This window comes from Streptomyces sulfonofaciens (assembly GCF_014656295.1).
GTDB lineage: Bacteria > Actinomycetota > Actinomycetes > Streptomycetales > Streptomycetaceae > Streptomyces > Streptomyces sulfonofaciens.
Genome location: NZ_BNCD01000007.1, coordinates 207,958 through 230,431, shown reverse-complemented (window position 1 = coordinate 230,431; position 22,474 = coordinate 207,958). Strand labels below are relative to the sequence as shown.

Below are 22,474 nucleotides of genomic sequence, written 5' to 3'. Positions count from 1 at the left end.
CTACGATCCCGAACTCGCCGCGGCGCTGGCGATGATGGCCGAGGTGGACATCACCGACCTGGCCACGGCCCGCGCCGCGCAGGCCGGCGAGGTGGCCGCCCGGGTCGCCGCCGCCGACACCTCCGGAGTGCGGGTGACCGAGCTGTCCGCGCCGGGCCCGCCCGGCGCGCCCGACGTGCCGCTGCGCGTGCACCGGCCCGAGGGCGCGGTCGGCGGCGAGCCGCTGCCCGTGCTCTACGCGCTGCACGGCGGCGGCTTCGTGCTCGGCTCCCCGACGTCGACCACGAGGCCAACCTGCGGCTGGTCCGCGAACTCGGCGTCGTCGTGGTCTCCCCGGACTACCGGCTCGCGCCGGAGCACCCGTATCCCGCCGCCCTGGAGGACTGCTACGCCGGGCTGCGCGCACTGGCCGGCAACGCCGCCGAGCTGGGCATCGCGCCGGAGCGGATCGCGGTGTGCGGCGACAGCGCCGGGGCCGCTCTCGCCACCGCGCTGACCCTGCTCGCCCGGGACCGGGGCGGCCCGGCGATCTGCTTCCAGTACCTGTGCAGCCCGGCCCTGGACGACCGCCTCGCCACCGCGAGCGCCCGCCACTACACCGACACACCCGTCTGGAACCGCCGCAACGCCGAGCTGAGCTGGGCCGCGTACCTGGGCGCGGGGGTCCCCGGATCCGACGGTGTGCCGAGCCACGCGGCACCCGGCCGTGCCGGCGCCGGTGAACTGGCGGGCCTGCCGCCGGCCTTCGTCAGCGTGATGCAGTTCGACCCGCTGCGCGACGAGGGGATCGCCTACGCGCAGGCCCTGCTGGCCGCCGGCGTCCACGCCGAGCTGCACGTCTACCCGGGTACCTTCCACGGCGCGATCATGGTCGAGCACGCCGCCGTGATCCGCCGCGTGACGCAGGACGCCGACGCGGCGCTACGACGGGCGCTGTGGCGGTGAGGCGGCACCAGCGGTCGCAGGCCGGGCCGAGTACGGACCGGGGCCCGGCACGGACCGGGGCCCGACACGGACCGGGGCCCGACACGGACCGGGCGGCAGGGACCGGGGCCCGGCACGGACCAGAGCCCGGCACGGGGACCCGCCGCGGGCGCCCCGCCGGCGGCGCGGCCCCGTGCTCGCCGGGCGCGGCTGCCCGGCAGCCAATGGGGATCCGCACGCGCCGCGCGGCGTGCACGTGCCCGCCGTCGAGGTGGGCGACGTCCACGACGCCCCGAGCCCGCTCAGCGTTCCGGCGCCGTGGCCAGCCGGTGGGCGTACAGCGCCAGTTGCGCGGCGAAGCGGTCCTGGGGGTCGCCCAGCCTCCGGCCGAGGGCCCGCTCCGCCCTGGTCAGCCGGGCGGCCACCGAGCTGTGGTGCAGGTGCAGCCCGGCGGCGGCCTGACGGAGCGAACCGGTGCGGCAGAAGGCGGCGAGGGCGGCGATCACGCCCCGCCCGCCGGGCTGCTCGGCGAGCTCCGCCAGAGCCCGTACCTCCGCCCGCTCGCGCAAGCGCCGCCCGGGGACGTCGGCGAGCAGCACCACCGGACCCAGTGCGTCATGGTCGGCGACCGCCTCGTACGGCGGGTCCGGGACGGTGAAGCGCAGGGCCGTGCGGGCCTGCGCCCAGCTCGCGCCGGCCTCCAGCGCGCTCACCGCACCACCGACCCCGGCCCGGAGCCCGGCAGCCCGTACCGCGCCCGGCCGACGGCGCCCGACGGTACGTCCGTACGGCCCGCCGGAACCCGGCTCCCGGCCGACCCACCGCGCCGCACCCGAACCCGAACCGGCCGACCCACGGGTACCCGAACCCGCACCCTCGCCGACCCGCTCCCCGGCGCCCTCGCACAGCACCGTCCGCAGTGCCTCGCACGGCGAGGCGGCGCCGTCCCCGCCCTGTACCAGCACCACCGCCCCGGCGCCCCACCCGGCCACCCGCGCGCCACCGGGCAGACCAGCGCGTTCGCACAGCGCCACGGCGCCCGGTAAGGCATCGGCGCCCTCCGGGCAGGTCACCGCCACCGCCCGCAGGGTGCCCGCCGGGTCGAGGCCGAGCCTGCGCAGCGCCTGGCTGCGGTCGGCGACCGGCTCGTGGGCGGAGAGCACCCGCTCGACCAGCAGTGGATCGGCCACCTGCGGCGGCTGCGCACGCGGCGCGCGGCCGCCGAGCGTGGCGGCGGCGATCGCCATCCATTCCAGGACGAGTTCGTCGAACGGGCCCGGGGCACCCGGGCGCTCCAGCCACACCCGGCCGGACGGCGTGAGCCGCACGCTCGCGGAGACCATCGACGGCCGCCCGGGCAGCGGGGCCCCGTCCGGACCGCAGCGCACCACGCGGCCGTCCGCCGGCTCCAGACCGGCCGGGCACTCCGCGAGGGCGGCGGTCGAGCGGACCAGCACCGCCGCGTCGAGGCCCCCGCCGAGCAGCGCCTGGAAGTGGGCGATCACCCGCACCGCGGCGGCCGCGTCCGCGTCCAAGGCCGACAGCCGCAGGAGCAACCCCTTCACACCCGCGCAGTCCAGAGACGAGGCCCGCCGTCCGACAGCAGCCGTCCGACAGCAGCCGTCCGGCAGCCTCCGTCCGGCACGCCACCACCCGGCCCCGCACAGTGACCGACGCACCGGCCCACGACGGCCGCCCCCGCCCACCACGGCCGACCCGCCCCCTCAGCCGGCGCACCCCCGCGACGGCCGCGGCCGCACCGTCCTCCCCGTCGGCCGAGTCCGGCCGTCCGCCCCACCGGCCCGGTCCGGGCACCCGCCCCGTCTGCCGAGTCCGGGCCACCCGCCCCACCCCCCTGGCACACGGAAGAGGAGCGCTGCCGCCCCCACGGCAGCGCTCCTCCTTGCTTCCGCGTCGCCGGAACCGTCGGCGACGGCTCCGGCCCGGGCCCCGATCCGCCGGAATCCGGGCCCGGTCTCCGTCAGCGGAAGTCGTCGGCGTGGTCGGCGGCCCACTCCTCGAAGGTGCGGGCGGGGCGGCCGGTGATGCGCTCGACCTCACCCGTGATCTCGGGCGTGGTGCCGACCGTCGAGCCGAGGAAGTCCACCAGTTGCCGGGCCGCGTCCGCCGGGAAGTGCGGGCTCGACAGGGCCTCGGCCGCGGCCTGTGGAGAGATCCGCTCGAAGCGGGTCTCCCTGCCGATGGCCCTGCCGATCGCGGCGACCTGCTCGGCCGGCGTGATCGCGGCCGGTCCCGTGATGACGGGTGCCGTACCGGCGAACGAGCCGTCCAGCAGCGCACGGGCGGAGACCGCCGCGAGGTCGGCCTCGTGCACCGGCGCGGCGACCGCGTCCGGGTACGGGCCGCGCACCACGCCGTCCTCCTTGACGGCCGCGGCCCACTGCAACGCGTTGGTGGCGTACATGCCACCGCGGACGAACGTCCACTCCAGGCCGGAGTCGCGCACGGCGCGCTCGGCGAAGGAGTGGGCGCGGGCGATCATGCCCTCCTCGGCACCCTTGATGGTCACCGCGATCGACGAGTTCAGCACGATGCGCTTGACGCCCGCCTCGGCGATCGCCTTGACGACCTGGTCAGCGCCGCGCATGCCGGCCGCCGCCAGGTTCAGGTAGACCGCCTCCGCGCCACCGAGCACGGGCCCGAGCGACGAGGGGTCGCCGAGGTCGGCACGGACGGCGTCGACGGCGTCCGGCAGGTCGGCCGCGCCGGGGTCGCGGGACAGGGCGCGCACCGATGCGCCCTCCGCCAGGAGCCGGTCGACCAGGCCGCGTCCGATGTTGCCGGTCGCTCCGGTTACTACGATCAAGGAGTCCCCCTCCGTGTCCGGTGCCGAGACCTGTGCCTCGTTTGGCGGTCACCCCGCGCGGCACAACTCGGCCGAGATGAGCAGGGGTTGACCGTACACGCGCCTCCGGGACCCGCCGGCCGGGGGTCCTTGCGCGGTTCTTGGGCGGTCCTTGAGTGGGGCTTGAGCGGCCCTGGCGTGCCCCCCGGACGGCGGCGACCCGACGGTTCCCCGCACCGGCGGCCCGCCGGGCGGCTGCCGACCGCCCGGGCCCCGGCTCCCCCGGGCCTCAGCCGCGGGTCCGCACCGGCGCGAGAGGCCGGTCCCCGGCCGCCTACCCCTCCGCGACCACCACCGCGGAGGCCACGCCCGCGTCATGGCTGAGCGAGACGTGCCAGGAACGGACGCCCAGTTCCGCGGCGCGGGCCGCCACCGTGCCCCGGACCCGCAGCCGCGGCCGCCCGCTGTCCTCCGCGTAGATCTCCGCGTCCGTCCACCGCAGGCCGGCCGGCGCACCGAGGCACTTCGCCAGCGCCTCCTTGGCGGCGAACCGCGCTGCGAGCGACGCGATCCCGCGCCGCTCGCCGCTGGGCAGCAGCAGCTCACCCGCCACGAAGAGCCGATCGGCCAGGCCGGGCGTGCGCTCCAGCGACGCACGGAACCGGTCGATCTCCGCCACGTCGATCCCCACCCCGATGATCACGAAATCCTCACTCCCGGGCCGCGTCCTTCGGCGCGGGCCCGTCCTGTCCGGTCCCGCCGCCCTTCACTCCACCGTCACGGACTTGGCGAGGTTACGCGGCTGGTCGACCTCGTTGCCGCGCACGGTCGCCAGCTCGCACGCGAAGACCTGCAACGGTACGGCCGCCACCAGTGGCTGGAGCAGCGTGGGGGTGGCGGGCACCCGGATCAGGTGGTCGGCGTACGGCACCACCGCCTCGTCACCCTCCTCGGCGATCACGATGGTGCGCGCGCCACGCGCCCTGATCTCCTGGATATTGGAGACGATCTTGTCGTGCAGCAGGGACCGGCCGGCCGGCGACGGAACCACGACGACCACCGGCACGTCCGCCTCGATCAGCGCGATCGGCCCGTGCTTCAGCTCGCCCGCCGCGAAGCCCTCCGCGTGCATATAGGCGAGCTCCTTGAGTTTCAGTGCGCCTTCGAGGGCGACGGGGTGGCCGACGTGCCGGCCGAGGAAGAGCACCGTCCTCTTGTCGGCGAGGGTGCGCGCGAGGGCCCGCACCGGTTCCATCGTCGCGAGCACCCGCTCCACCGCGTCCGCGATCCCCGCCAGGTCCCGGATGACGGCCCGCACCTCGTCGCCCCACTGGGTGCCGCGCACCTGGCCGAGGTACAGGGCCACCAGGTAGCAGGCCACCAACTGGGTCAGGAACGCCTTGGTGGAGGCCACCGCGATCTCGGGCCCGGCGTGCGTGTAGAGCACGGCGTCGGACTCCCGCGGAATGGTGGAACCGTTGGTGTTGCAGATCGCCAGCACCTTGGAGCCCTGCTCCCGGGCGTGCCGCAGCGCCATGAGGGTGTCCATGGTCTCGCCGGACTGGGAGATCGCGACGGTGAGCGTGCGGGCGCCGAGGATCGGGTCGCGGTAGCGGAACTCGCTGGCCAGCTCCACCTCGCAGGGGATGCGGGTCCAGTGCTCGATGGCGTACTTGGCGATCAGACCGGCGTGGAAGGCGGTGCCGCAGGCCACGATGACGACCTTGTCGACCTCGCACAGCTCCGAGGCGGAGATCCGCAGCTCGTCCAGGACCAGCGAGCCGGCCTCGTCGATCCTGCCGAGCAGGGTGTCGGCGACCGCCTTGGGCTGCTCGGCGATCTCCTTGAGCATGAAGTAGTCGTAACCGCCCTTCTCCGCCGCGGACACGTCCCAGTCCACGTGGTAGGCGCGGCCGCGGGCCGGCCGCCCGTCGAAGCCGGTGACCGCCACCGCGTCCCTGCGCACCTCCACCACCTGGTCCTGGCCCAGCTCGACGGCCGAGCGGGTGTGCGCGATGAAGGCGGCGACGTCCGAGGCGAGGAACGCCTCGCCCTCGCCGACGCCCACCACCAGAGGGGAGTTGCGGCGTGCGCCCACCACCACGCCGGGCGCGTCGGCGTGCACCGCCACCAGGGTGAACGCTCCTTCGAGCCGCCTGCACACCAGCCGCATCGCCTCACCGAGGTCCGCGCACGAGGAGAACTCCTCGGCGAGCAGGTGGGCCACCGTCTCGGTGTCCGTGTCGGAGCGCAGCACGTGGCCGCGTCCGGCGAGCTCGGTGCGGAGCGCGGCGAAGTTCTCGATGATGCCGTTGTGCACGACGGCGACCCGGCCCGAGTCGTCCAGGTGCGGATGGGCGTTGGCGTCGTTGGGCGGGCCGTGGGTGGCCCAGCGGGTGTGACCGAGGGCGGTGGTCCCGGCGGGCAGCGGCCGGTCGCCGAGCGCCTTCTCCAGGTTGACGAGCTTTCCGGCCCGCTTCGCCATTGCCAGCCCGCCGTCCGCGAGCACCGCCACCCCGGCGGAGTCGTATCCCCGGTACTCCAGGCGCTTCAGCCCCGCTACCACCACGTCCAGCGCCGACCGACCGCCGACATATCCCGCAATTCCACACATAACGCTAGATTAAGGGGCCCGGCTCGGGCGCGCGCCGTAGGGAGGCCGGTGCTGTCGGGGACCCCGGGCCGTGCCGGGCGCCGGGAACCGCGCGGTCGGTCCGCCATGCGTCCGTGGCCCCGCTTCGACCGCAGCGGACCTGGTCAGACGGCTCGTCGCAGGCACCCCCGGGCCACTGGCGCCGCCTCCCGGGCCCCGCCGGGCCGGGCGGGCCGTCGATCGGTGCCGTACTCCATCTGCCGCACAGCGCCCACAGCGGTCACAATGAACTGTGATTGCTCCGGTCTCCCCGGCGTCACGGAGCGCCCACCGGTCAAGGCCGGAGGCGACTCCCTACGTCGATCTCAGCCGTGCACAATGGAGCGCCCTGCGCGCCAAGACACCCCTGCCCCTCACCGCAGCGGAGGTGGAAGAGCTGCGGGGACTCGGCGACGTCATCGACCTCGACGAGGTACGGGACGTCTACCTGCCGCTGTCCCGGCTGCTCAACCTCTACGTCGGTGCCACCCACGGGCTGCGCGATGCGCTCAACACCTTCCTGGGCGCCCGCGGATCCCAGTCCGGCACGCCCTTCGTGATAGGGGTCGCGGGCTCCGTGGCGGTCGGCAAGTCGACCGTCGCCCGGCTGCTGCGGGCCCTGCTGGCGCGCTGGCCCGAGCACCCGCGGGTCGAGCTGGTCACCACCGACGGCTTCCTGCTGCCGATGAAACAGCTCAAGGCCCGCGGCCTGATGTCCCGCAAGGGCTTCCCCGAGTCGTACGACCGACGGGCGCTGACCCGCTTCGTCGCCGATGTCAAGGCCGGCAAGGACGAGGTGAGCGCGCCGGTCTACTCCCACCTCATCTACGACATCCTCCCGGACCAGCGGCTCACCGTGCGCCGCCCGGACATACTGATCGTGGAGGGCCTCAACGTCCTCCAGCCCGCACTGCCCGGCGAGGACGGCCGCACCCGGGTCGCCCTCGCGGACTACTTCGACTTCAGCGTGTACGTCGACGCCCGTACCGAGGACATCGAGCGCTGGTACCTCCAACGGTTCCGCAAGCTGCGGCAGACCGCCTTCCAGGACCCGTCCTCGTACTTCCGCAGGTACACCCAGGTCTCCGAGGAGGAGGCACTGGACTACGCCCGCACCACCTGGCAGACCATCAACCGCACCAACCTCCTGGAGAACATCGCACCGACCCGCGGCCGCGCCACCCTGATCGTCAGGAAGGGCCCGGACCACAAGGTCCAGCGTCTGAGCCTGCGCAAACTCTGAGTGCCGGGCCCCGTTCCGGGGCCGTGACCCGCAACTCCCGCCCCGGGGCCCGGCCCCGGGGCGGCGACGCTCCCCCGGCGACGGGCCGCTACCCTGCGCCCATGCTGCATCTGCGCATGATCACACCCGCGGACCGGACCGAGGACGTGGTCCGGCTGATCGAGGAGACCGTCGGGGCCGCCCACCTCGCCGTCCTTCCCGGCGCCGCCCGCATCCCCGCCGGTGACGTCGTCCTGTGCGACGTGGCGCGGGAGGCCGGCGACGCCCTCATCGGAAGGCTGCGCGAGCTCGGCATCGCCGAGCGCGGCTCCATCTCCATGGAGCACACCGACCTCACCCTCTCGACGCGCGCCGACGAGGCGGAGGCGGCGGCACCCGGCGAGGGCGCCGACGCCGTGCTGTGGGACCAACTGACCGACGCCACCCACGAGGAGTCCACGCTCTCCCTCACCTACGTCGCCTTCCTGACCATCGCGACCATGATCGCGGCCTGCGGTGTGGTCCTGGACAACGCCATCCTGATCGTGGGCGCCATGGCCGTCGGCCCGGAGTTCGGGCCGCTCGCCGGGTTCTGCACGGCGCTGGTGCGCCGGGCGCCGAGGCTGGTGCTGCGGTCGCTGGTCGCGCTGCTCGCCGGGTTCGCCGCCGCCATGGCGGTGACGGTCCTCTTCAGCCTGTTCATGGACGCCGCCGGGCTCTTCAGCCGGGCGCAGTTGGAGGGAGCGCGGCCCAACACGAGCTTCGTGTACGCGCCCGACTGGTTCTCCTTCGTGGTGGCCGTGCTCGCCGGGGCCGCGGGCACCCTCTCGCTGACCTCGGCGAAGTCGGGAGCACTGGTCGGCGTCGCCATCTCGGTGACCACCGTGCCCGCCGCTGCCAACGCCGCCGTCGCACTGAGCTACGGCGACACCGGGCAGACCCGGGGCTCCGTGGAGCAGTTGCTGTTCAACATGCTCGGCATCGTGGTCGCCGGCACGCTCACCCTGCTGGCGCAGCGCTGCTTCTGGGCCCGGCGGCGCACCGGGCCGCTCTTCTCACGGCCGGGACCCGGCTAGCCGCCCGGACGGGCCCGGGCCGCCGCGGCACGGGCGGCGCACACGCGCTCCGCACGGCACCCGGCACCCGGCACCCGGCACCCAGCACCCAGCACCCAGCACCCGGACCACTGGGGTCCGTCGTTCGGATCATGCCGGGCTCGCGGGCCCCGGCACGCGCTTCCGCGGCGCATCCGAGCGAAAAAGCCTAGCCGAGTGCCGACTTCACCGCGTCCGCGAGCCGGGCGGCGACGGACCGCGCCTGGTAGCTGTCGGCGGCCTCCACCATCACCCTGACCAGCGGCTCGGTGCCGGACGGCCGCAGCAGGACGCGGCCGGTGCCGCCCAGTTCCTGCTCCGCGTCGGCCACCGCGGCGGCCAGCTCTGCGGAGGTCGCCACCCGCGACCTGTCCACGTCGGGCACATTGACGAGGACCTGCGGCAGCCGCTCCATCACACCGGCGAGGTCGGCGAGCGAGCGACCCGTCTGGGCGACCCGGGCCGCCAGCAGCAGCCCGGTCAGCGTGCCGTCACCGGTCGTCGCGTGGTCCAGGATGATGACGTGCCCGGACTGCTCGCCGCCGAGGGCATAGCCGTGCTCCTTCATCTCCTCCAGGACGTATCTGTCGCCCACCGCAGTCTGCACCAGCGAGATCCCCTCGCGCTCCATGGCGATCTTGAAACCGAGGTTGGACATCACCGTGGCGACCACCGTGTCCGAGCGCAGCTCGCCCCGCTCGCGCAGGGCGAGCGCCAGCACGGCGAGGATCTGGTCGCCGTCCACCTCGGCGCCGGTGTGGTCGACGGCCAGGCAGCGGTCGGCGTCACCGTCGTGCGCGATGCCGAAGTCCGCGCCGTGCTCGACCACGGCACCCTTGAGCAGGCCCAGATGGGTGGAGCCGCAGCCGTCGTTGATGTTGAGGCCGTTCGGGTCCGTGCCGATCGTGACGACCTCGGCACCGGCGCGGGCGAACACGGCGGGCGAGACCGCGAAGGCCGCGCCGTGTGCCTCGTCCAGCACGATCTTCAGGCCGTCCAGCCGGTTCGGCAGCACCCCGAGCAGGTGCGCCACGTACTCCTCGAAGCCCTCCTCGTACGCCCGGACACGGCCGACGCCCGCGCCCGTGGGGCGGTCCCAGGGCGCACCGGTGCGGTGCTCCTCGTAGACCCGCTCGATGCGGTCCTCCAACTCGTCGGCGAGCTTGTGACCGCCGCGGGCGAAGAACTTGACGCCGTTGTCGGGCATGGCGTTGTGGCTGGCCGAGAGCATCACACCGAGGTCGGCGCCGAGTGCGCCGGTGAGGTGGGCGACGGCGGGGGTGGGCAGCACGCCGACACGCAGCACGTCCACCCCGGCGCTGGCGAGGCCGGCGACCACCGCCGCCTCCAGGAACTCCCCGGACGCCCGCGGATCCCTCCCGACCACCGCCACAGGACGGTGGCCCTCGAAGGTGCCCACCTCGGCGAGCACATGGGCCGCCGCCACGGACAGACCGAGCGCCAGCTCCGCCGTCAGATCCGCATTGGCCTCGCCGCGCACACCGTCCGTGCCGAAGAGTCGTCCCACTGGTTGTCCTCCGAACTCTCTTCCCCGGCGCTCCGCGGGCCCGGGAGGTTCTCCCAGCCCACGAAGAGGCCGAAGCGGTCACAGAAGCTTCTGACGTGATCGGCTCGGGAAGCTTCTGAAAATCTTATGCCGTTATACGCCGGAGGCCGCAGATACACGAACGCCCCGGTGGCACGGAGCGTGCCGCCGGGGCGTGGGTGTCCCTGCGTGCCCGCGGGGCACGGAAGGTGTCGTACGCACCACACGGGGCGCAACTGAAGCACCCCTGCGGGGGCTGCCCGGGCGCCCTGACGCGGTATCAGGGGGCCCGGACGGCCGGGGTCAGCGCTTGCTGTACTGCGGCGCCTTGCGGGCCTTCTTCAGACCGGCCTTCTTCCGCTCCACCGCGCGGTCGTCGCGGCGCAGGAAGCCGGCCTTCTTCAGGGCTCCGCGGTTGTTGTCCACGTCGGCCTCGTTCAGCGCACGGGCCACTCCGAGGCGCAGCGCGCCGGCCTGACCCGAGACGCCGCCACCCGCGATCCGGGCGATGACGTCGTAGCGGCCCTCGAGCTCCAGGACCTTGAAGGGCTCGTTGACTTCCTGCTGGTGCACCTTGTTCGGGAAGTAGTCCTCAAGGGTGCGGCCATTGATCTTCCAGCGACCGGAGCCCGGAACGATCCGGACACGGGCGATCGCGTTCTTCCTGCGGCCCAGGCCCGCGGCGGGCTGGGGCTCGCCGAACCGGGACGCCAGGGACTCGGTGGTGTACTCGCCCTCGACGGGGACCTCGGACTCGGTCGTGTACGACTCGACGTCGGTCTCTTCGAGCGGCTGCTCGGCAGTGGTCTCGGCCACGATGCTCCTCAGATTCTCTTCGTCTTAGGGGGTGGCCGGACTTACTGCGCGACCTGGGTGATCTCGAACGGCACCGGCTGCTGGGCGCCGTGCGGGTGCTGGTCACCCGAGTAGACCTTCAGCTTCGAGAGCATCTGACGGCCCAGGGTGTTCTTGGGGAGCATGCCCTTGACGGCCTTCTCCACGGCCTTCTCAGGGCTCTTGGCAAGCAGCTCGTCATAGCGGACGGAGCGCAGACCACCCGGGTAGCCCGAGTGGCGGTACGCCATCTTCTGGGTCCGCTTGTTGCCGGAGAGGTGCACCTTGTCGGCGTTGATGATGATGACGAAGTCACCGGTGTCGACATGGGGCGCGTAGATCGGCTTGTGCTTGCCCCGCAGGAGGCTGGCGGCGGTGGTGGCCAGGCGGCCCAGAACGACGTCCCGGGCATCGATGACATGCCACTGGCGCGTCACATCGCCGGGCTTGGGGCTGTACGTACGCACGGTTCGTAGCCTTCGCTTCTTCAGTGATGGGGTCACCCTGCCCCGGTGGGGCTGGGGACGGGTCCTGACAAGGCCACCACGGACGATCACGACAGCCCTGGCAGCACCTCGGTCGACGCAAACCGGATGCCTGCCGCTGGTCATCGGCCCGGTGGACCGGTGTAAGGGCCCCTCACGTGAGACTGAGAAGACCAATACACACAACGAACTCGCAGAATACCCGTGCGTACCCGTGCGGGTCAAAACGCCCCCGGCACCCCCGGCCGGACCGGTCCCACCGCACCCGGGTACGCGTGGTGCCCGCACGGACACCACGTGTACCGGAGGCACACGGCCGCGGACGCACGGCCCCGGCGAACGGCACGCCCGGCACCCCGCAGCCGCCGGGCGGACCGGCACCGCGGACGGCCGGCACCGCGGACCGGGCCGGGACCGACGCCGCGGACAGCCGGCACCGCAGCCGGGGCCGGGGCCGACGCCGCAGCCGGGGCCACGAACGGGGCCGGGAAGAGGCCGCAGGCACCGCAACCGTCCGGTAGCACAGCGCACATCCCCGTCTAAGATGCGCCCATGAGCTTTGGGCAGGGGGGACCGCAGTGGGGTCCCGGGGGATCTGGTTCACAGCCGCCCGAGTGGGGGTCGAACCCCCGGCAGCCGGACTGGGGCACCGGCCCCCAGCAGCCGGGGGCGCCCGAGTGGGGCCCTGGATCGCGGACGCCCGACTGGGCAGCGCTCGCCGACGCGTCCGAGTCCCGGGCCCGGCGCCGCAAGTGGCTGATGATCGGTGCCGGCGCGCTCGCCACCGTCGCCATAGGAGCGGTCGTGGCCATTGCCGTGGTCTCCGCGAACGGCGGTGACAAGGCGTCGGACAAGCCCTCCGACCAGCTCCCCGCCACCGCCGACATCCCCAGCGACACCACCCGGCCCGGCCCCTCCTTCGCCGCCACCACTCCCCCGCCGCCGCCCGACCCCAAGGACTACGTCTCCAGCGCCAAGAAGGACACGGCCCCGCTCGGCGCCGACACGCTCTTCCCGGCCGCGAAGATCACCATGGGTGACCACGTCTACACGAAGGGCCCCACCCGGAGCACCCCGAGCTGCGGCTCCGCCGCACACGGCGACCTCGGCCCCGCCCTCGACGGCAACCACTGCACCCGCGTCATCCGCGCCACCTACACCGCCGGGGGCGGCGTCGCGGTCACCGTCGGCGTCGCCGTGTTCGACGTCGAGGCCCAGGCCACCAAGGCGGCGCAGCAGACCGACAAGGGCAATGTCGTCTCGCTCTCCGGCTCCGGCGCCCCCGCCTTCTGCACCACGGCGGTCTGCCGCTCCACCTCGAACTCCTACGGTCGCTACGCCTACTTCACCATCGCCGGCTTCACCAGCGGCAACGACGTCACCAAGAAGGACACCGCGGTCTTCGCGGCCGGCGACGACCTCGCCGAGTACACCTTCCGGCAGATCATCCACCGGGGCGAGGCCCAGGCATCCGCGGCGGCGAACGGCCAGTAGCCAACGGAGTCGCCGGAGTCGCCGCCGGGCCGCTCCCGCACCTCGGCTGCCCCGCCCCGACCGCTCACGGACCCGGGGCCCCGGACCCGGGCCGCCCCCGCTCGCCCGTCGGCGCCCGGCCCCCCGCCGGCCCGGGAAGCGGCCCCGGGAGTCCCGACCGGCCGGGCCGGGGCGCACCGGGCGCTCAGCAGCAGGCCGCCGCCCCCGGCGCGGTGCGCTTCCTGCGGCTCTCGCGGTTGCGTGCCGCGATCAGTTCGTCGGCCGGGTAGCCGACCTCCTCCAGCGTGAGCCCGTGCGGCCGCACCACGTGCACCGCGGAGTCCCGCACCCCGGCCGCCAGCACCCGCCGCGGCCACTCGGGCGGCCGGTGCCCGTCCCCGACGAACAGCAGCGCGCCGATCAGCGAGCGCACCATGTTGTGGCAGAAGGCGTCCGCCCGCACCGTCGCCGTGATGACGCCGTCCGCGCCGCGCTCCAGCGAGAGCCGCTGGAGGGTGCGGATGGTGGTGGCACCCTCGCGCTTCTTGCAGTACGCGGCGAAGTCGTGCTCCCCGAGCAACTGCCCCGCCGCCTCGTTCATGGCGTCCACGTCGAGCGGCCAGTCGTGCCAGAGCACATGGCTGCGCAGCAGCGGGTCGACACCGGACGGATGGTCCGTGACCCGGTAGGCGTACCGGCGCCAGAGCGCCGAGAACCGGGCGTTGAAGCCCTCGGGGGCCCTTGCGACCGCCCACACCCGGATGTCCTTGGGCAGCCGTCCCGCCAGCCGTTTCACCAGCTTCTGCCGGTGCTCGGCCCACAGCTCGGCCGGCAGGTCGACATGTGCCACCTGCCCGCGCGCGTGCACGCCCGCGTCGGTACGCCCGGCCACCGTCAGCTCGGGGCGCACCGCGGACCGCAGCACGATCCGCAGCGCCTCCTCGACCTCCTGCTGGACGGTCCTGCGCTCCCCCTGCCTGGCCCAGCCGTGGAACCCGGCCCCGTCGTAGGCCAGGTCCAGCCGGACCCGGACCATACCGTCGGCCACTACGTCGTCACTCACCCGATACCCCTTCGCACAGGCCGTGGCCCTCCTCCCGCCGTCAGCGGCGGCGGGTGCGGCCACGGCCGGATCCCGCACTCACCGGCGGCGGACCGCCGCACCCACCGCACGCGGAAGCGGGCCCGCCCCGCAGGGGCGGACCCGCTCACTCGGCAAGGAAAACCGCGTCTCAGTCCTGGGACGAGGTCGTGCCCTCGGCGTCCGAGGAACCCTCGGCCTGCTCGGCCGGAGCCTCCGTCCTGGCCTCGGTCTCGGCGGGCGCCTCGGCCTTCTTCAGGGCGTCCTCCTTGACCGCGCGCTGGGTGGCCGCCTCGGCCTCGCCGGTGGCCTGCTGCGCCACGGTCAGCGCCTCCACCAGCTCGATGACCGCCATCGGAGCGTTGTCGCCCCGGCGGTTGCCGATCTTGGTGATCCGGGTGTAGCCACCCGGGCGGTTCTCGTAGCGCGGGCCGATCTCCGTGAAGAGCGTGTGCACGACGCTCTTGTCGGTGATCACCTGAAGCACCTGGCGGCGGTTGTGAAGGTCGCCCTTCTTCGCCTTGGTGATCAGACGCTCGGCGTACGGCCGCAGACGACGGGCCTTCGCCTGGGTCGTGGTGATCCGGCCGTGCTCGAAGAGCGACCTGGCGAGGTTCGACAGGATCAGCCGCTCGTGCGCGGCGCTGCCGCCCAGACGGGCACCCTTGGTGGGCTTCGGCATCGTCATTCTCCTAGGTGTCTGCCCCGGCCGTGTCAGGTACCGGGGTCAGTATCCGAGCGGGCGGGCGCCCGTCGGAGACCCCGCGCCCCATGAGGCGCGGGGAGCTGCGCGACCAGCCGCAGCGGGCCCGCAGCAGGAACCGTCCGCCGGGTCCGGGCGGCTGCACCGCCCGGTCGACGTCTCGCTCCTGTGGGGCCGAGGCCCCGGTCGGCTCAGTACTGCTCGGTCTCGACGAACCCGGCATCCGCGTCGTCGTCGGCGCCGAAGGCGTCCGCCGCGGCGGTCGGGTCGAATCCGGGCGGGCTGTCCTTGAGGGCCAGGCCCATGCCCGCGAGCTTCGCCTTGACCTCGTCGATCGACTTCGCACCGAAGTTGCGGATGTCGAGCAGGTCCGCCTCGGAGCGCGCCACCAGCTCACCCACGGAGTGGATGCCCTCGCGGTTGAGGCAGTTGTACGACCGGACCGTGAGCTCCAGCTCCTCGATCGGCAGCGCCAGGTCGGCCGCGAGGGCCGCGTCCGTCGGCGACGGACCCATGTCGATGCCCTCCTGGTCGATGTTGAGCTCACGGGCCAGCCCGAAGAGCTCGACCAGGGTCTTGCCGGCGGACGCCATGGCGTCCCTCGGCCGCATGGCCTGCTTGGTCTCGACGTCGACGATCAGCTTGTCGAAGTCGGTGCGCTGCTCGACACGGGTCGCCTCGACCTTGTACGTGACCTTGAGCACCGGCGAGTAGATCGAGTCGACCGGGATCCGGCCGATCTCCTGGCCGACCTGCTTGTTCTGCACGGCGGAGACGTAGCCGCGACCGCGCTCGACGGTCAGCTCCATCTCCAGCTTGCCCTTGCCGTTCAGCGTGGCGAGGACCAGGTCGGGGTTGTGCACCTCGACACCCGCGGGCGGCGCGATGTCGGCGGCGGTGACCAGGCCCGGACCCTGCTTGCGCAGGTACATGACCACGGGCTCGTCGTGCTCGCTGGAGACGACCAGTTGCTTGATGTTGAGGATGAGGTCGGTCACGTCCTCCTTGACGCCCGGCACGGTGGTGAACTCGTGCAGGACGCCGTCGATGCGGATGGACGTGATCGCCGCACCCGGGATCGAGGACAGGAGCGTACGGCGCAGGGAGTTGCCGAGGGTGTAGCCGAAGCCCGGCTCCAGCGGCTCGATCACGAACCGGGAGCGGAACTCGTCGACGACCTCTTCGGTCAACGAGGGGCGCTGAGCGATCAGCATGTGTGGATCAGATCCTTCGCTTCGTGGACGCCCGCTATTTGACGTCCGACGGACCGCGCGGGAAGACGCGGCGTACTACAAGAGTACGGGTGGTACGGCCCGAACGCGGCGTACCACCCGTACCCGGCCCCCGCCGGGGGGCCGCAGCGATCAGACGCGGCGGCGCTTGGGCGGGCGGCAGCCGTTGTGCGGGGTGGGCGTCACGTCCTGGATGGAGCCCACCTCGAGGCCGGTCGCCTGCAGCGAGCGGATGGCGGTCTCACGGCCCGAGCCCGGGCCCTTGACGAAGACGTCCACCTTGCGCATGCCGTGCTCCTGCGCGCGGCGCGCGGCCGACTCGGCGGCCATCTGCGCGGCGAACGGGGTCGACTTGCGCGAGCCCTTGAAGCCGACGTGGCCGGCCGAGGCCCAGGAGATCACGTTGCCGGTCGGGTCGGTGATCGAGACGATGGTGTTGTTGAACGTGCTCTTGATGTGGGCGTGCCCGTGAGCGACGTTCTTCTTTTCCTTGCGGCGTACCTTCTTGGCAGCGCCCTGACGGCCCTTCGGAGGCATCTGTTTCTCCCGTGGAGGTGGTCGGTCCTGCAGCGTCCGCTGTCGATCGACCGCTGAGGACTACTTCTTGCCCGGCTTCTTCTTGCCGGCGATGGCGCGACGCGGGCCCTTGCGGGTGCGGGCGTTGGTGCTGGTGCGCTGGCCGTGCACGGGCAGGCCACGGCGGTGGCGCAGGCCCTGGTAGCACCCGATCTCCACCTTGCGGCGGATGTCGGCCGCGACCTCGCGGCGGAGGTCACCCTCGGTCTTGAGGTTGGCGTCCACGTACTCGCGGATCCTGACCAGGTCCTCCTCGGACAGGTCGCGGACGCGGGTGTCGGGGTTCACACCGGTGGCTGCCAGCGTCTGCTGGGCGAGGGTCCGGCCGATGCCGAACACATAGGTGAGGGCGACCTCCACGCGCTTTTCGCGCGGGATGTCCACACCGGAAACGCGTGCCATTCAATGGCTCCAGTTGGTAGTCGGAGGTCTTCCGCAGTGCCGCTCCCAACCGCCGGCCCCCCGGAGGGGAAAGTGCGGTACGGAATGGGTCCCCGGCCTCCGACCGGGGGTGTCGGATCTTCTGTGCTTCCCACTCCCTGGGGGCTCCCCCACCGCCGTACCGGCGTGGGAGGTGCCCCGAGGGGAAGATCCGGGCCCTGCGTATGTACGTGTCGTGCTTGCGTCGCGCGGAGTCTGCGGGTGCAGAGGGTGCGGTCCTGCGTCAGCCCTGGCGCTGCTTGTGGCGCGGGTTGTCGCAGATGACCATGACCCGGCCGTGACGGCGGATCACCCTGCACTTGTCGCAGATCTTCTTGACGCTCGGCTTGACCTTCATGGGATTGAGGTTCTCCGGGTCAGTGCGGACCCCTCGGGAGCGGGGCCCCGCAAGATCTACTTGTATCGGTAGACGATCCGGCCACGGGTGAGGTCGTACGGAGACAGCTCCACCACGACCCGGTCGTCAGGGAGGATGCGGATGTAGTGCATACGCATCTTGCCGCTGATGTGTGCCAGGACCTGGTGGCCGTTCTGGAGCTCGACCTTGAACATCGCGTTCGGAAGAGACTCGACGACAGTGCCCTCGATCTCGATGGCACCTTGCTTCTTGGCCACGCTTCGCCCTTCGAATCGACTACCTGAGCCGACTCCCAGTGATCCCGCTGCCCAGCCGATCACAGCGGGTCCACTGAACTCACAGGACGCAAGGAGACCACTGCCAAAGCGCATGCTGATGGGCGGGTGCACGAGAGCCGACGAGTCAGTCTACGTCAGTGCACCCGGAAAGACGAATCGCCCCTGCACGGCGAAGCGTACTGCCATGGCTTCCCGGTGGCGAAGATCGTTATGCAAGGGGCTGCGCCCTGCTCCCCGGGACGACCGGAACCGGCCCTCAGGACCCCGGGTGGGGGTCGGGTGCGGTGGTGACCCCGTACTCCGCGAGCTTCGCCCTGCCGCCGTCGGGTGCCGTCAGCACCAGGGGGCCCTCCTCGGTGAGGGCGATCGTGTGCTCCCAGTGGGAGGACCAGGTGCCGTCGGTGGTGACGACCGTCCAGTCGTCGTCGAGCACCCGGGTGCGCGGTGTGCCGAGGCTCACCATGGGCTCGATGGCCAGGCAGAAGCCGGGCACCAGCCGCGGACCGCGGCCGCGCCTGCGCTCCACGTAGTTCAGCAGGTGGGGCTCCATGTGCATCTCGGTGCCGATGCCGTGGCCGCCGTAGTCCTCGATGATGCCGTACTTGCCGCCGCCGGGCTTGGGCTGGCGGCGGATGTAGGTCTCGATGGCACGGGAGACGTCGACGAGGCGGTTGCCGTTCCTGACCGCGGCGAGCCCCGCCCACATGGACTCCTCCGTCACCCGGGACAGCTCGACCAGCTCCGGTGCGTGACCACTGCCGACGAACACGGTGTACGCGGCGTCGCCGTGCCAGCCGTCGACCACGGCGCCGGCGTCCACGGAGATGATGTCGCCGTCCTTGAGGACCACGTCGGGCCGCGGGATGCCGTGCACCACGACCTCGTTGACCGAGGTGCAGATGGTGGCGGGGAAGCCGCCGTACCCCAGGAAGTTCGAGGTGGCGCCGTGCTCGGCGAGCACCTTGCGGGCGATGTCGTCCAGGTCCTTGGTGGTGGCTCCCGGCACCGCGGCCGCCCTGGTCGCCTCGTGGACGGCGGCCACCACCAGCCCCGCCTCGCGCATCTTGGCGATCTGCTCCGGGGTCTTGATCTGCACCATGGCGGCTGGTTGCCTTTCTTGGCCGGTGTGGGCGGGCGGGCCCGGCGGCCCGTGGGTACCGGCCTTCCACCTTACGGCCACCGGTGCCCGCGTAAGGGACGCGGGGAACCCCGCGAGCAGCCGCCCGGGGCCGGTGGACGGTCCGGGCACGCCGCGAGCGGTCCCCGGGCCGATGGCCGGGGGACGGGTCCGCGGCTGCTGGTCGTGCGGTTCCCCGCGCCCCCCACGGGGGGGCGACACTACGAGGCGCTGAGCGCCTTCATCGCACGGTCGGTGACGTCCTCCACCTTGCCGAGCGCCGAGATCGTCACCACCAGGCCCTGGGCCCGGTAGTAGTCGATCACCGGTTCGGTCTGCGTGTGGTAGACCTCGAGGCGCTTGCGGACGGTGTCCTCGCTGTCGTCCTCGCGCTGGTACAGCTCGCCGCCGCAGACGTCGCAGACGCGCTCCTGGGCGGGCGGGGCGTAGGAGACGTGGAAGACGTGACTCGCGTCGTTGCGGCAGACGCGGCGGCCCGCGATCCGCTTCACCACCTCGTCCTCGGGGACCTCCAGGTCCAGGACCGCGTCCAGCTTCATGGACTCGGCCTTCAGCATCTCGTCCAGCGCCTCCGCCTGCGCCACGGTCCTCGGGAAGCCGTCCAGCAGGAAGCCGTTCTCGGCGTCCGGCTGCGACATCCGGTCCTTGGCCATGGCGATGGTGATCTCGTCGGGCACGAGGTTGCCGGCGTCCATGTACGCCTTGGCCTGCGTACCCAGCTCGGTGCCCTGGCTGATGTTGGCCCGGAACAGGTCGCCCGTCGAGATGTGTGGGATTGACAGGTTCTTGGCGAGGTACGCGGCCTGCGTTCCCTTGCCGGCACCGGGCGGTCCGACGAGGACGATTCGCATCAGCGGAGGAACCCTTCGTAGTTGCGCTGCTGAAGCTGGCTCTCGATCTGCTTCACCGTCTCCAGACCCACACCTACGATGATCAGGATGCTGGTACCACCGAACGGGAAGTTCTGGCTCGCGCCGAAGACGACCAGTGCCACCGTTGGCACAAGGGCGATCAGACCCAGATACAGCGAACCCGGCCAGGTGATGCGGTTGAGCACATAACCCAGGTATTCAGCGGTCGGGCGCCCGGCACGGATGCCGGGGATGAAACCACCATACTTCTTCATGTTGTCGGCGACTTCCTCGGGGTTGAACGAGATCGCCACGTAGAAGAAGGCGAAGAACACGATCAGGAGGAAGTACATCGCGATGTAAATCGGGTGGTCACCCTTGGTGAGGTTGGTCTGGATCCAGGTTTTCCACGCGGAATTACCGCTGGCGAACTGGGCGACCAACGCCGGGATGTAGAGCAGCGACGACGCGAAGATGACGGGGATCACACCCGCCTGGTTGACCTTCAGCGGAATGTACGTGGACGTACCGCCGTACGAGCGTCGACCGATCATCCGTTTCGCGTACTGGACCGGAATGCGGCGCTGGGCCTGCTCCACGAAGACCACCAGGCCGACCATGATCAGGCCGATCAGGATGACCGTGCCGAACTCGATCCAGCCGCCCGCGAGCGAACCCTGCTTCTTGATCGCCCAGAGGCGGGACGGGAAGGTCGCGCAGATCGAGATGAACATCAGGATCGACATGCCGTTGCCGATGCCGCGGTCGGTGATCAGCTCGCCGAGCCACATCACGACGCCCGTACCGGCCGTCATGGTCACGACCATGACGATGGTGGTGAAGATCGACTGGTCCGGCACGATCTGACCGGCCACCGGGCAGCCCTGGAACAGCGCGCCGCTGCGGGCGGTGGCCACCAGGCCGGTGCCCTGGAGCACGGCCAGCGCGACCGTCAGGTACCGGGTGTACTGCGTGATCTTGGTGGTGCCCGCCTGGCCCTCCTTCTTCAGGGCCTCCAGACGGGGGATCACCACGGTCAGCAGTTGGAGAATGATGCTCGCCGTGATGTACGGCATGATGCCGAGCGCGAAGACCGTGATCTGGAGCAGCGCGCCACCACTGAACATGTTCACGAGACCGAACAGACCCTGGTTGGCACTCGCCTGGTCCATACAGGTCTGGACGTTCTTGTAGCTGACGCCGGGAATCGGGATGTGCGTACCGATCCGGTACACCACGATGATGCCGAGCGAGAAGAGCAGCTTCTTGCGCAGGTCGGGCGTCCTGAACGCCCGGGCGAACGCGGTGAGCACGGTGCCTCCTGCAGCGACCCCCGCGCGCGTGCGTCAGAGGTGACGGTCTTGAGGTTCGACAAGTATGTGGCTGTCAACCCGCGTGTGCTGGCACCGCCTGGCGCCAGCGCGCGAAAGTTGGCAGTGCAGGCCACCTTACCGGCGACACTGCCCCCGTGGAATGACCAACCGGGGATACCCCATTTGCGGTATCCCCGGTTGGCGTGATTCAGGTCACCTGCTCAGGCCTCGGTGACGCTACCGCCCGCGGCGGTGATCTTCTCCTTGGCGGAGCCGGAGACGGCGTCCACCGTCACCCGCAGCGCCACGGAGACCTCGCCCTGGCCGAGGACCTTGACCGGGCTGTTCTTGCGAACGGCACCCTTGGCGACGAGGTCGGCCACCGTGACGTCGCCACCCTCGGGGTAGAGGACCGCGAGCTTGTCGAGGTTGACGACCTGGTACTCGGTCCTGAACGGGTTCTTGAAGCCCTTCAGCTTCGGGAGCCGCATGTGGAGCGGCATCTGGCCGCCCTCGAAGCGCTCCGGAACCTGGTAGCGGGCCTTGGTGCCCTTGGTACCACGACCGGCCGTCTTGCCCTTCGACGCCTCACCACGACCGACACGGGTCTTGGCGGTCTTGGCACCGGGGGCCGGACGGAGGTTGTGGATCTTGAGCGGCTTCTGCTCCGCCATGATCAGTCGACCTCCTCGACCGTCACGAGGTGGCGGACGGTGTGCACCATGCCGCGGAACTCGGGGCGGTCCTCCTTGACGACCACGTCGTTGACTCGCTTGAGACCGAGCGAACGAAGGGTGTCACGGTGGTTCTGCTTGCTGCCGATGTACGACTTCGTCTGCGTGATCTTGAGGCGGGACATCAGACACCCGCCCCGGCACGCGCACGCAGCAGGGCCGCGGGAGCCACGTCCTCCAGGGGCAGACCGCGGCGGGCCGCGATCTCCTCGGGACGCTGCAGGCCCTTCAGGGCCTCCACGGTGGCGTGCACGATGTTGATCGCGTTGTCGGAGCCGAGCGACTTCGACAGGATGTCGTGGACGCCGGCGCACTCCAGCACGGCACGCACCGGGCCACCGGCGATCACGCCGGTACCGGGGGAAGCCGGCTTGAGCAGGACGACGCCCGCGGCCTTCTCACCCTGGATCGGGTGCGGGATGGTGCCCTGGATCCGGGGGACCTTGAAGAAGTGCTTCTTGGCCTCCTCGACACCCTTGGCGATGGCGGCCGGCACCTCCTTGGCCTTGCCGTATCCGACACCCACGGTGCCGTCACCGTCGCCCACCACGACCAGCGCGGTGAAGCTGAAACGACGACCACCCTTGACAACCTTGGCGACGCGGTTGATCGCGACGACGCGCTCAACGTACGCGGTCTTCTCGGCGGCAGCCGCGCCGCCGTCACGGCCCTTCCGGTCCCGCCGCTCGCCGCCACCGGCACCGCTTCCGCGGCGCTGGGGTCCAGCCATTGGAATTACCTCTCTTCGTTTCC

At 71.8% G+C, this 22,474-nt stretch carries 24 protein-coding genes; 4 read left to right on the top strand and 20 right to left on the bottom strand.

Translation table 11 applies throughout. From position 1 onward, the window contains the following. Positions 1-324: 324 nt before the first annotated feature. Positions 325-945 (top strand): alpha/beta hydrolase, encoded by a 621-nt coding sequence (locus tag IE313_RS36210; protein WP_308439172.1) that lies wholly within the window; start codon positions 325-327, stop codon positions 943-945. A 281-nt stretch (positions 946-1,226) separates the two neighbouring features. On the opposite strand, the gene IE313_RS14360 is transcribed toward IE313_RS36210, so the two are convergent. The 4 genes from IE313_RS14360 to glmS form a co-directional block, all read right to left on the bottom strand. Continuing rightward, positions 1,227-2,489, bottom strand: a complete 1,263-nt coding sequence (locus IE313_RS14360) for a helix-turn-helix domain-containing protein (RefSeq protein ID WP_189931960.1) — start codon at positions 2,487-2,489, stop codon at positions 1,227-1,229. Between the two features lie 416 nt (positions 2,490-2,905). Continuing rightward, a complete protein-coding gene (locus IE313_RS14355; RefSeq protein ID WP_189931958.1) occupies positions 2,906-3,751 on the bottom strand; it encodes an SDR family oxidoreductase in 846 nt (281 codons plus the stop codon). Positions 3,752-4,064: 313 nt separating this feature from the next. Then, entirely contained in the window at positions 4,065-4,433 is a 369-nt protein-coding gene (locus tag IE313_RS14350) for a holo-ACP synthase (protein WP_189931957.1), read from the bottom strand. A gap of 63 nt (positions 4,434-4,496) precedes the next feature. After that, positions 4,497-6,344 carry a glutamine--fructose-6-phosphate transaminase (isomerizing) gene (gene glmS, locus IE313_RS14345; RefSeq protein WP_189931955.1) on the bottom strand — a complete coding sequence of 616 codons (1,848 nt, stop codon included), beginning with the start codon at positions 6,342-6,344 and terminating at the stop codon, positions 4,497-4,499. A 271-nt stretch (positions 6,345-6,615) separates the two neighbouring features. On the opposite strand from glmS, the gene coaA reads away from it, so the two are divergent. Together coaA and IE313_RS14335 are read left to right on the top strand one after the other, a co-directional pair. Further along, complete coding sequence (gene coaA, locus IE313_RS14340) at positions 6,616-7,605, top strand: type I pantothenate kinase (protein ID WP_189931953.1); 990 nt, start codon at positions 6,616-6,618, stop codon at positions 7,603-7,605. Between the two features lie 101 nt (positions 7,606-7,706). Further along, complete coding sequence (locus IE313_RS14335; protein WP_189931951.1) at positions 7,707-8,660, top strand: DUF389 domain-containing protein; 954 nt, start codon at positions 7,707-7,709, stop codon at positions 8,658-8,660. Positions 8,661-8,847: 187 nt separating this feature from the next. On the opposite strand, the gene glmM is transcribed toward IE313_RS14335, so the two are convergent. From glmM to rplM, 3 genes are all read right to left on the bottom strand, one after another. After that, on the bottom strand, positions 8,848-10,206 hold the full coding sequence (gene glmM / locus IE313_RS14330) for a phosphoglucosamine mutase (RefSeq protein ID WP_189931949.1): 1,359 nt from the start codon (positions 10,204-10,206) through the stop codon (positions 8,848-8,850). Between the two features lie 321 nt (positions 10,207-10,527). Continuing rightward, positions 10,528-11,040, bottom strand: coding sequence for a 30S ribosomal protein S9 (gene rpsI, locus IE313_RS14325; protein WP_189931947.1), 513 nt, complete (start codon positions 11,038-11,040; stop codon positions 10,528-10,530). 41 nt (positions 11,041-11,081) lie between these two features. After that, entirely contained in the window at positions 11,082-11,525 is a 444-nt protein-coding gene (gene rplM / locus IE313_RS14320) for a 50S ribosomal protein L13 (protein ID WP_189931945.1), read from the bottom strand. Between the two features lie 570 nt (positions 11,526-12,095). Here rplM and IE313_RS14315 point away from each other — a divergent pair. Beyond that, positions 12,096-13,037 (top strand): hypothetical protein, encoded by a 942-nt coding sequence (locus IE313_RS14315; RefSeq protein WP_189931943.1) that lies wholly within the window; start codon positions 12,096-12,098, stop codon positions 13,035-13,037. A gap of 184 nt (positions 13,038-13,221) precedes the next feature. Here the strand turns inward: IE313_RS14315 and truA are convergent, their stop codons facing one another. The 13 genes from truA to rpsE form a co-directional block, all read right to left on the bottom strand. Beyond that, on the bottom strand, positions 13,222-14,052 hold the full coding sequence (truA, locus tag IE313_RS14310; RefSeq protein WP_189932163.1) for a tRNA pseudouridine(38-40) synthase TruA: 831 nt from the start codon (positions 14,050-14,052) through the stop codon (positions 13,222-13,224). Between the two features lie 196 nt (positions 14,053-14,248). Beyond that, positions 14,249-14,779 (bottom strand): 50S ribosomal protein L17, encoded by a 531-nt coding sequence (gene rplQ / locus IE313_RS14305; RefSeq protein ID WP_189931941.1) that lies wholly within the window; start codon positions 14,777-14,779, stop codon positions 14,249-14,251. Positions 14,780-14,991: 212 nt separating this feature from the next. Then, positions 14,992-16,014, bottom strand: a complete 1,023-nt coding sequence (locus tag IE313_RS14300) for a DNA-directed RNA polymerase subunit alpha (protein ID WP_189931939.1) — start codon at positions 16,012-16,014, stop codon at positions 14,992-14,994. Between the two features lie 150 nt (positions 16,015-16,164). Continuing rightward, positions 16,165-16,569, bottom strand: a complete 405-nt coding sequence (rpsK, locus tag IE313_RS14295; RefSeq protein WP_003948617.1) for a 30S ribosomal protein S11 — start codon at positions 16,567-16,569, stop codon at positions 16,165-16,167. A gap of 60 nt (positions 16,570-16,629) precedes the next feature. Next, positions 16,630-17,010 (bottom strand): 30S ribosomal protein S13, encoded by a 381-nt coding sequence (gene rpsM, locus IE313_RS14290; protein WP_189931937.1) that lies wholly within the window; start codon positions 17,008-17,010, stop codon positions 16,630-16,632. Positions 17,011-17,272: 262 nt separating this feature from the next. Further along, entirely contained in the window at positions 17,273-17,386 is a 114-nt protein-coding gene (gene rpmJ / locus IE313_RS14285; RefSeq protein ID WP_003974245.1) for a 50S ribosomal protein L36, read from the bottom strand. Between the two features lie 56 nt (positions 17,387-17,442). Next, positions 17,443-17,664, bottom strand: coding sequence for a translation initiation factor IF-1 (gene infA / locus IE313_RS14280; protein ID WP_003948620.1), 222 nt, complete (start codon positions 17,662-17,664; stop codon positions 17,443-17,445). A 277-nt stretch (positions 17,665-17,941) separates the two neighbouring features. Beyond that, a complete protein-coding gene (map, locus tag IE313_RS14275) occupies positions 17,942-18,784 on the bottom strand; it encodes a type I methionyl aminopeptidase (RefSeq protein ID WP_189931936.1) in 843 nt (280 codons plus the stop codon). Between the two features lie 239 nt (positions 18,785-19,023). After that, positions 19,024-19,674, bottom strand: coding sequence for an adenylate kinase (locus IE313_RS14270; RefSeq protein WP_189931934.1), 651 nt, complete (start codon positions 19,672-19,674; stop codon positions 19,024-19,026). Further along, complete coding sequence (gene secY / locus IE313_RS14265) at positions 19,674-20,987, bottom strand: preprotein translocase subunit SecY (protein ID WP_189931932.1); 1,314 nt, start codon at positions 20,985-20,987, stop codon at positions 19,674-19,676. Before secY ends, IE313_RS14270 begins: the two co-directional genes overlap by 1 nt. Positions 20,988-21,208: 221 nt before the next feature. Further along, on the bottom strand, positions 21,209-21,661 hold the full coding sequence (rplO, locus tag IE313_RS14260; protein WP_189931930.1) for a 50S ribosomal protein L15: 453 nt from the start codon (positions 21,659-21,661) through the stop codon (positions 21,209-21,211). A 2-nt stretch (positions 21,662-21,663) separates the two neighbouring features. Further along, a complete protein-coding gene (gene rpmD / locus IE313_RS14255) occupies positions 21,664-21,846 on the bottom strand; it encodes a 50S ribosomal protein L30 (RefSeq protein WP_189931928.1) in 183 nt (60 codons plus the stop codon). Continuing rightward, a complete protein-coding gene (gene rpsE, locus IE313_RS14250) occupies positions 21,846-22,451 on the bottom strand; it encodes a 30S ribosomal protein S5 (RefSeq protein WP_189931926.1) in 606 nt (201 codons plus the stop codon). Before rpsE ends, rpmD begins: the two co-directional genes overlap by 1 nt. Between the last annotated feature and the right edge of the window lie 23 nt (positions 22,452-22,474).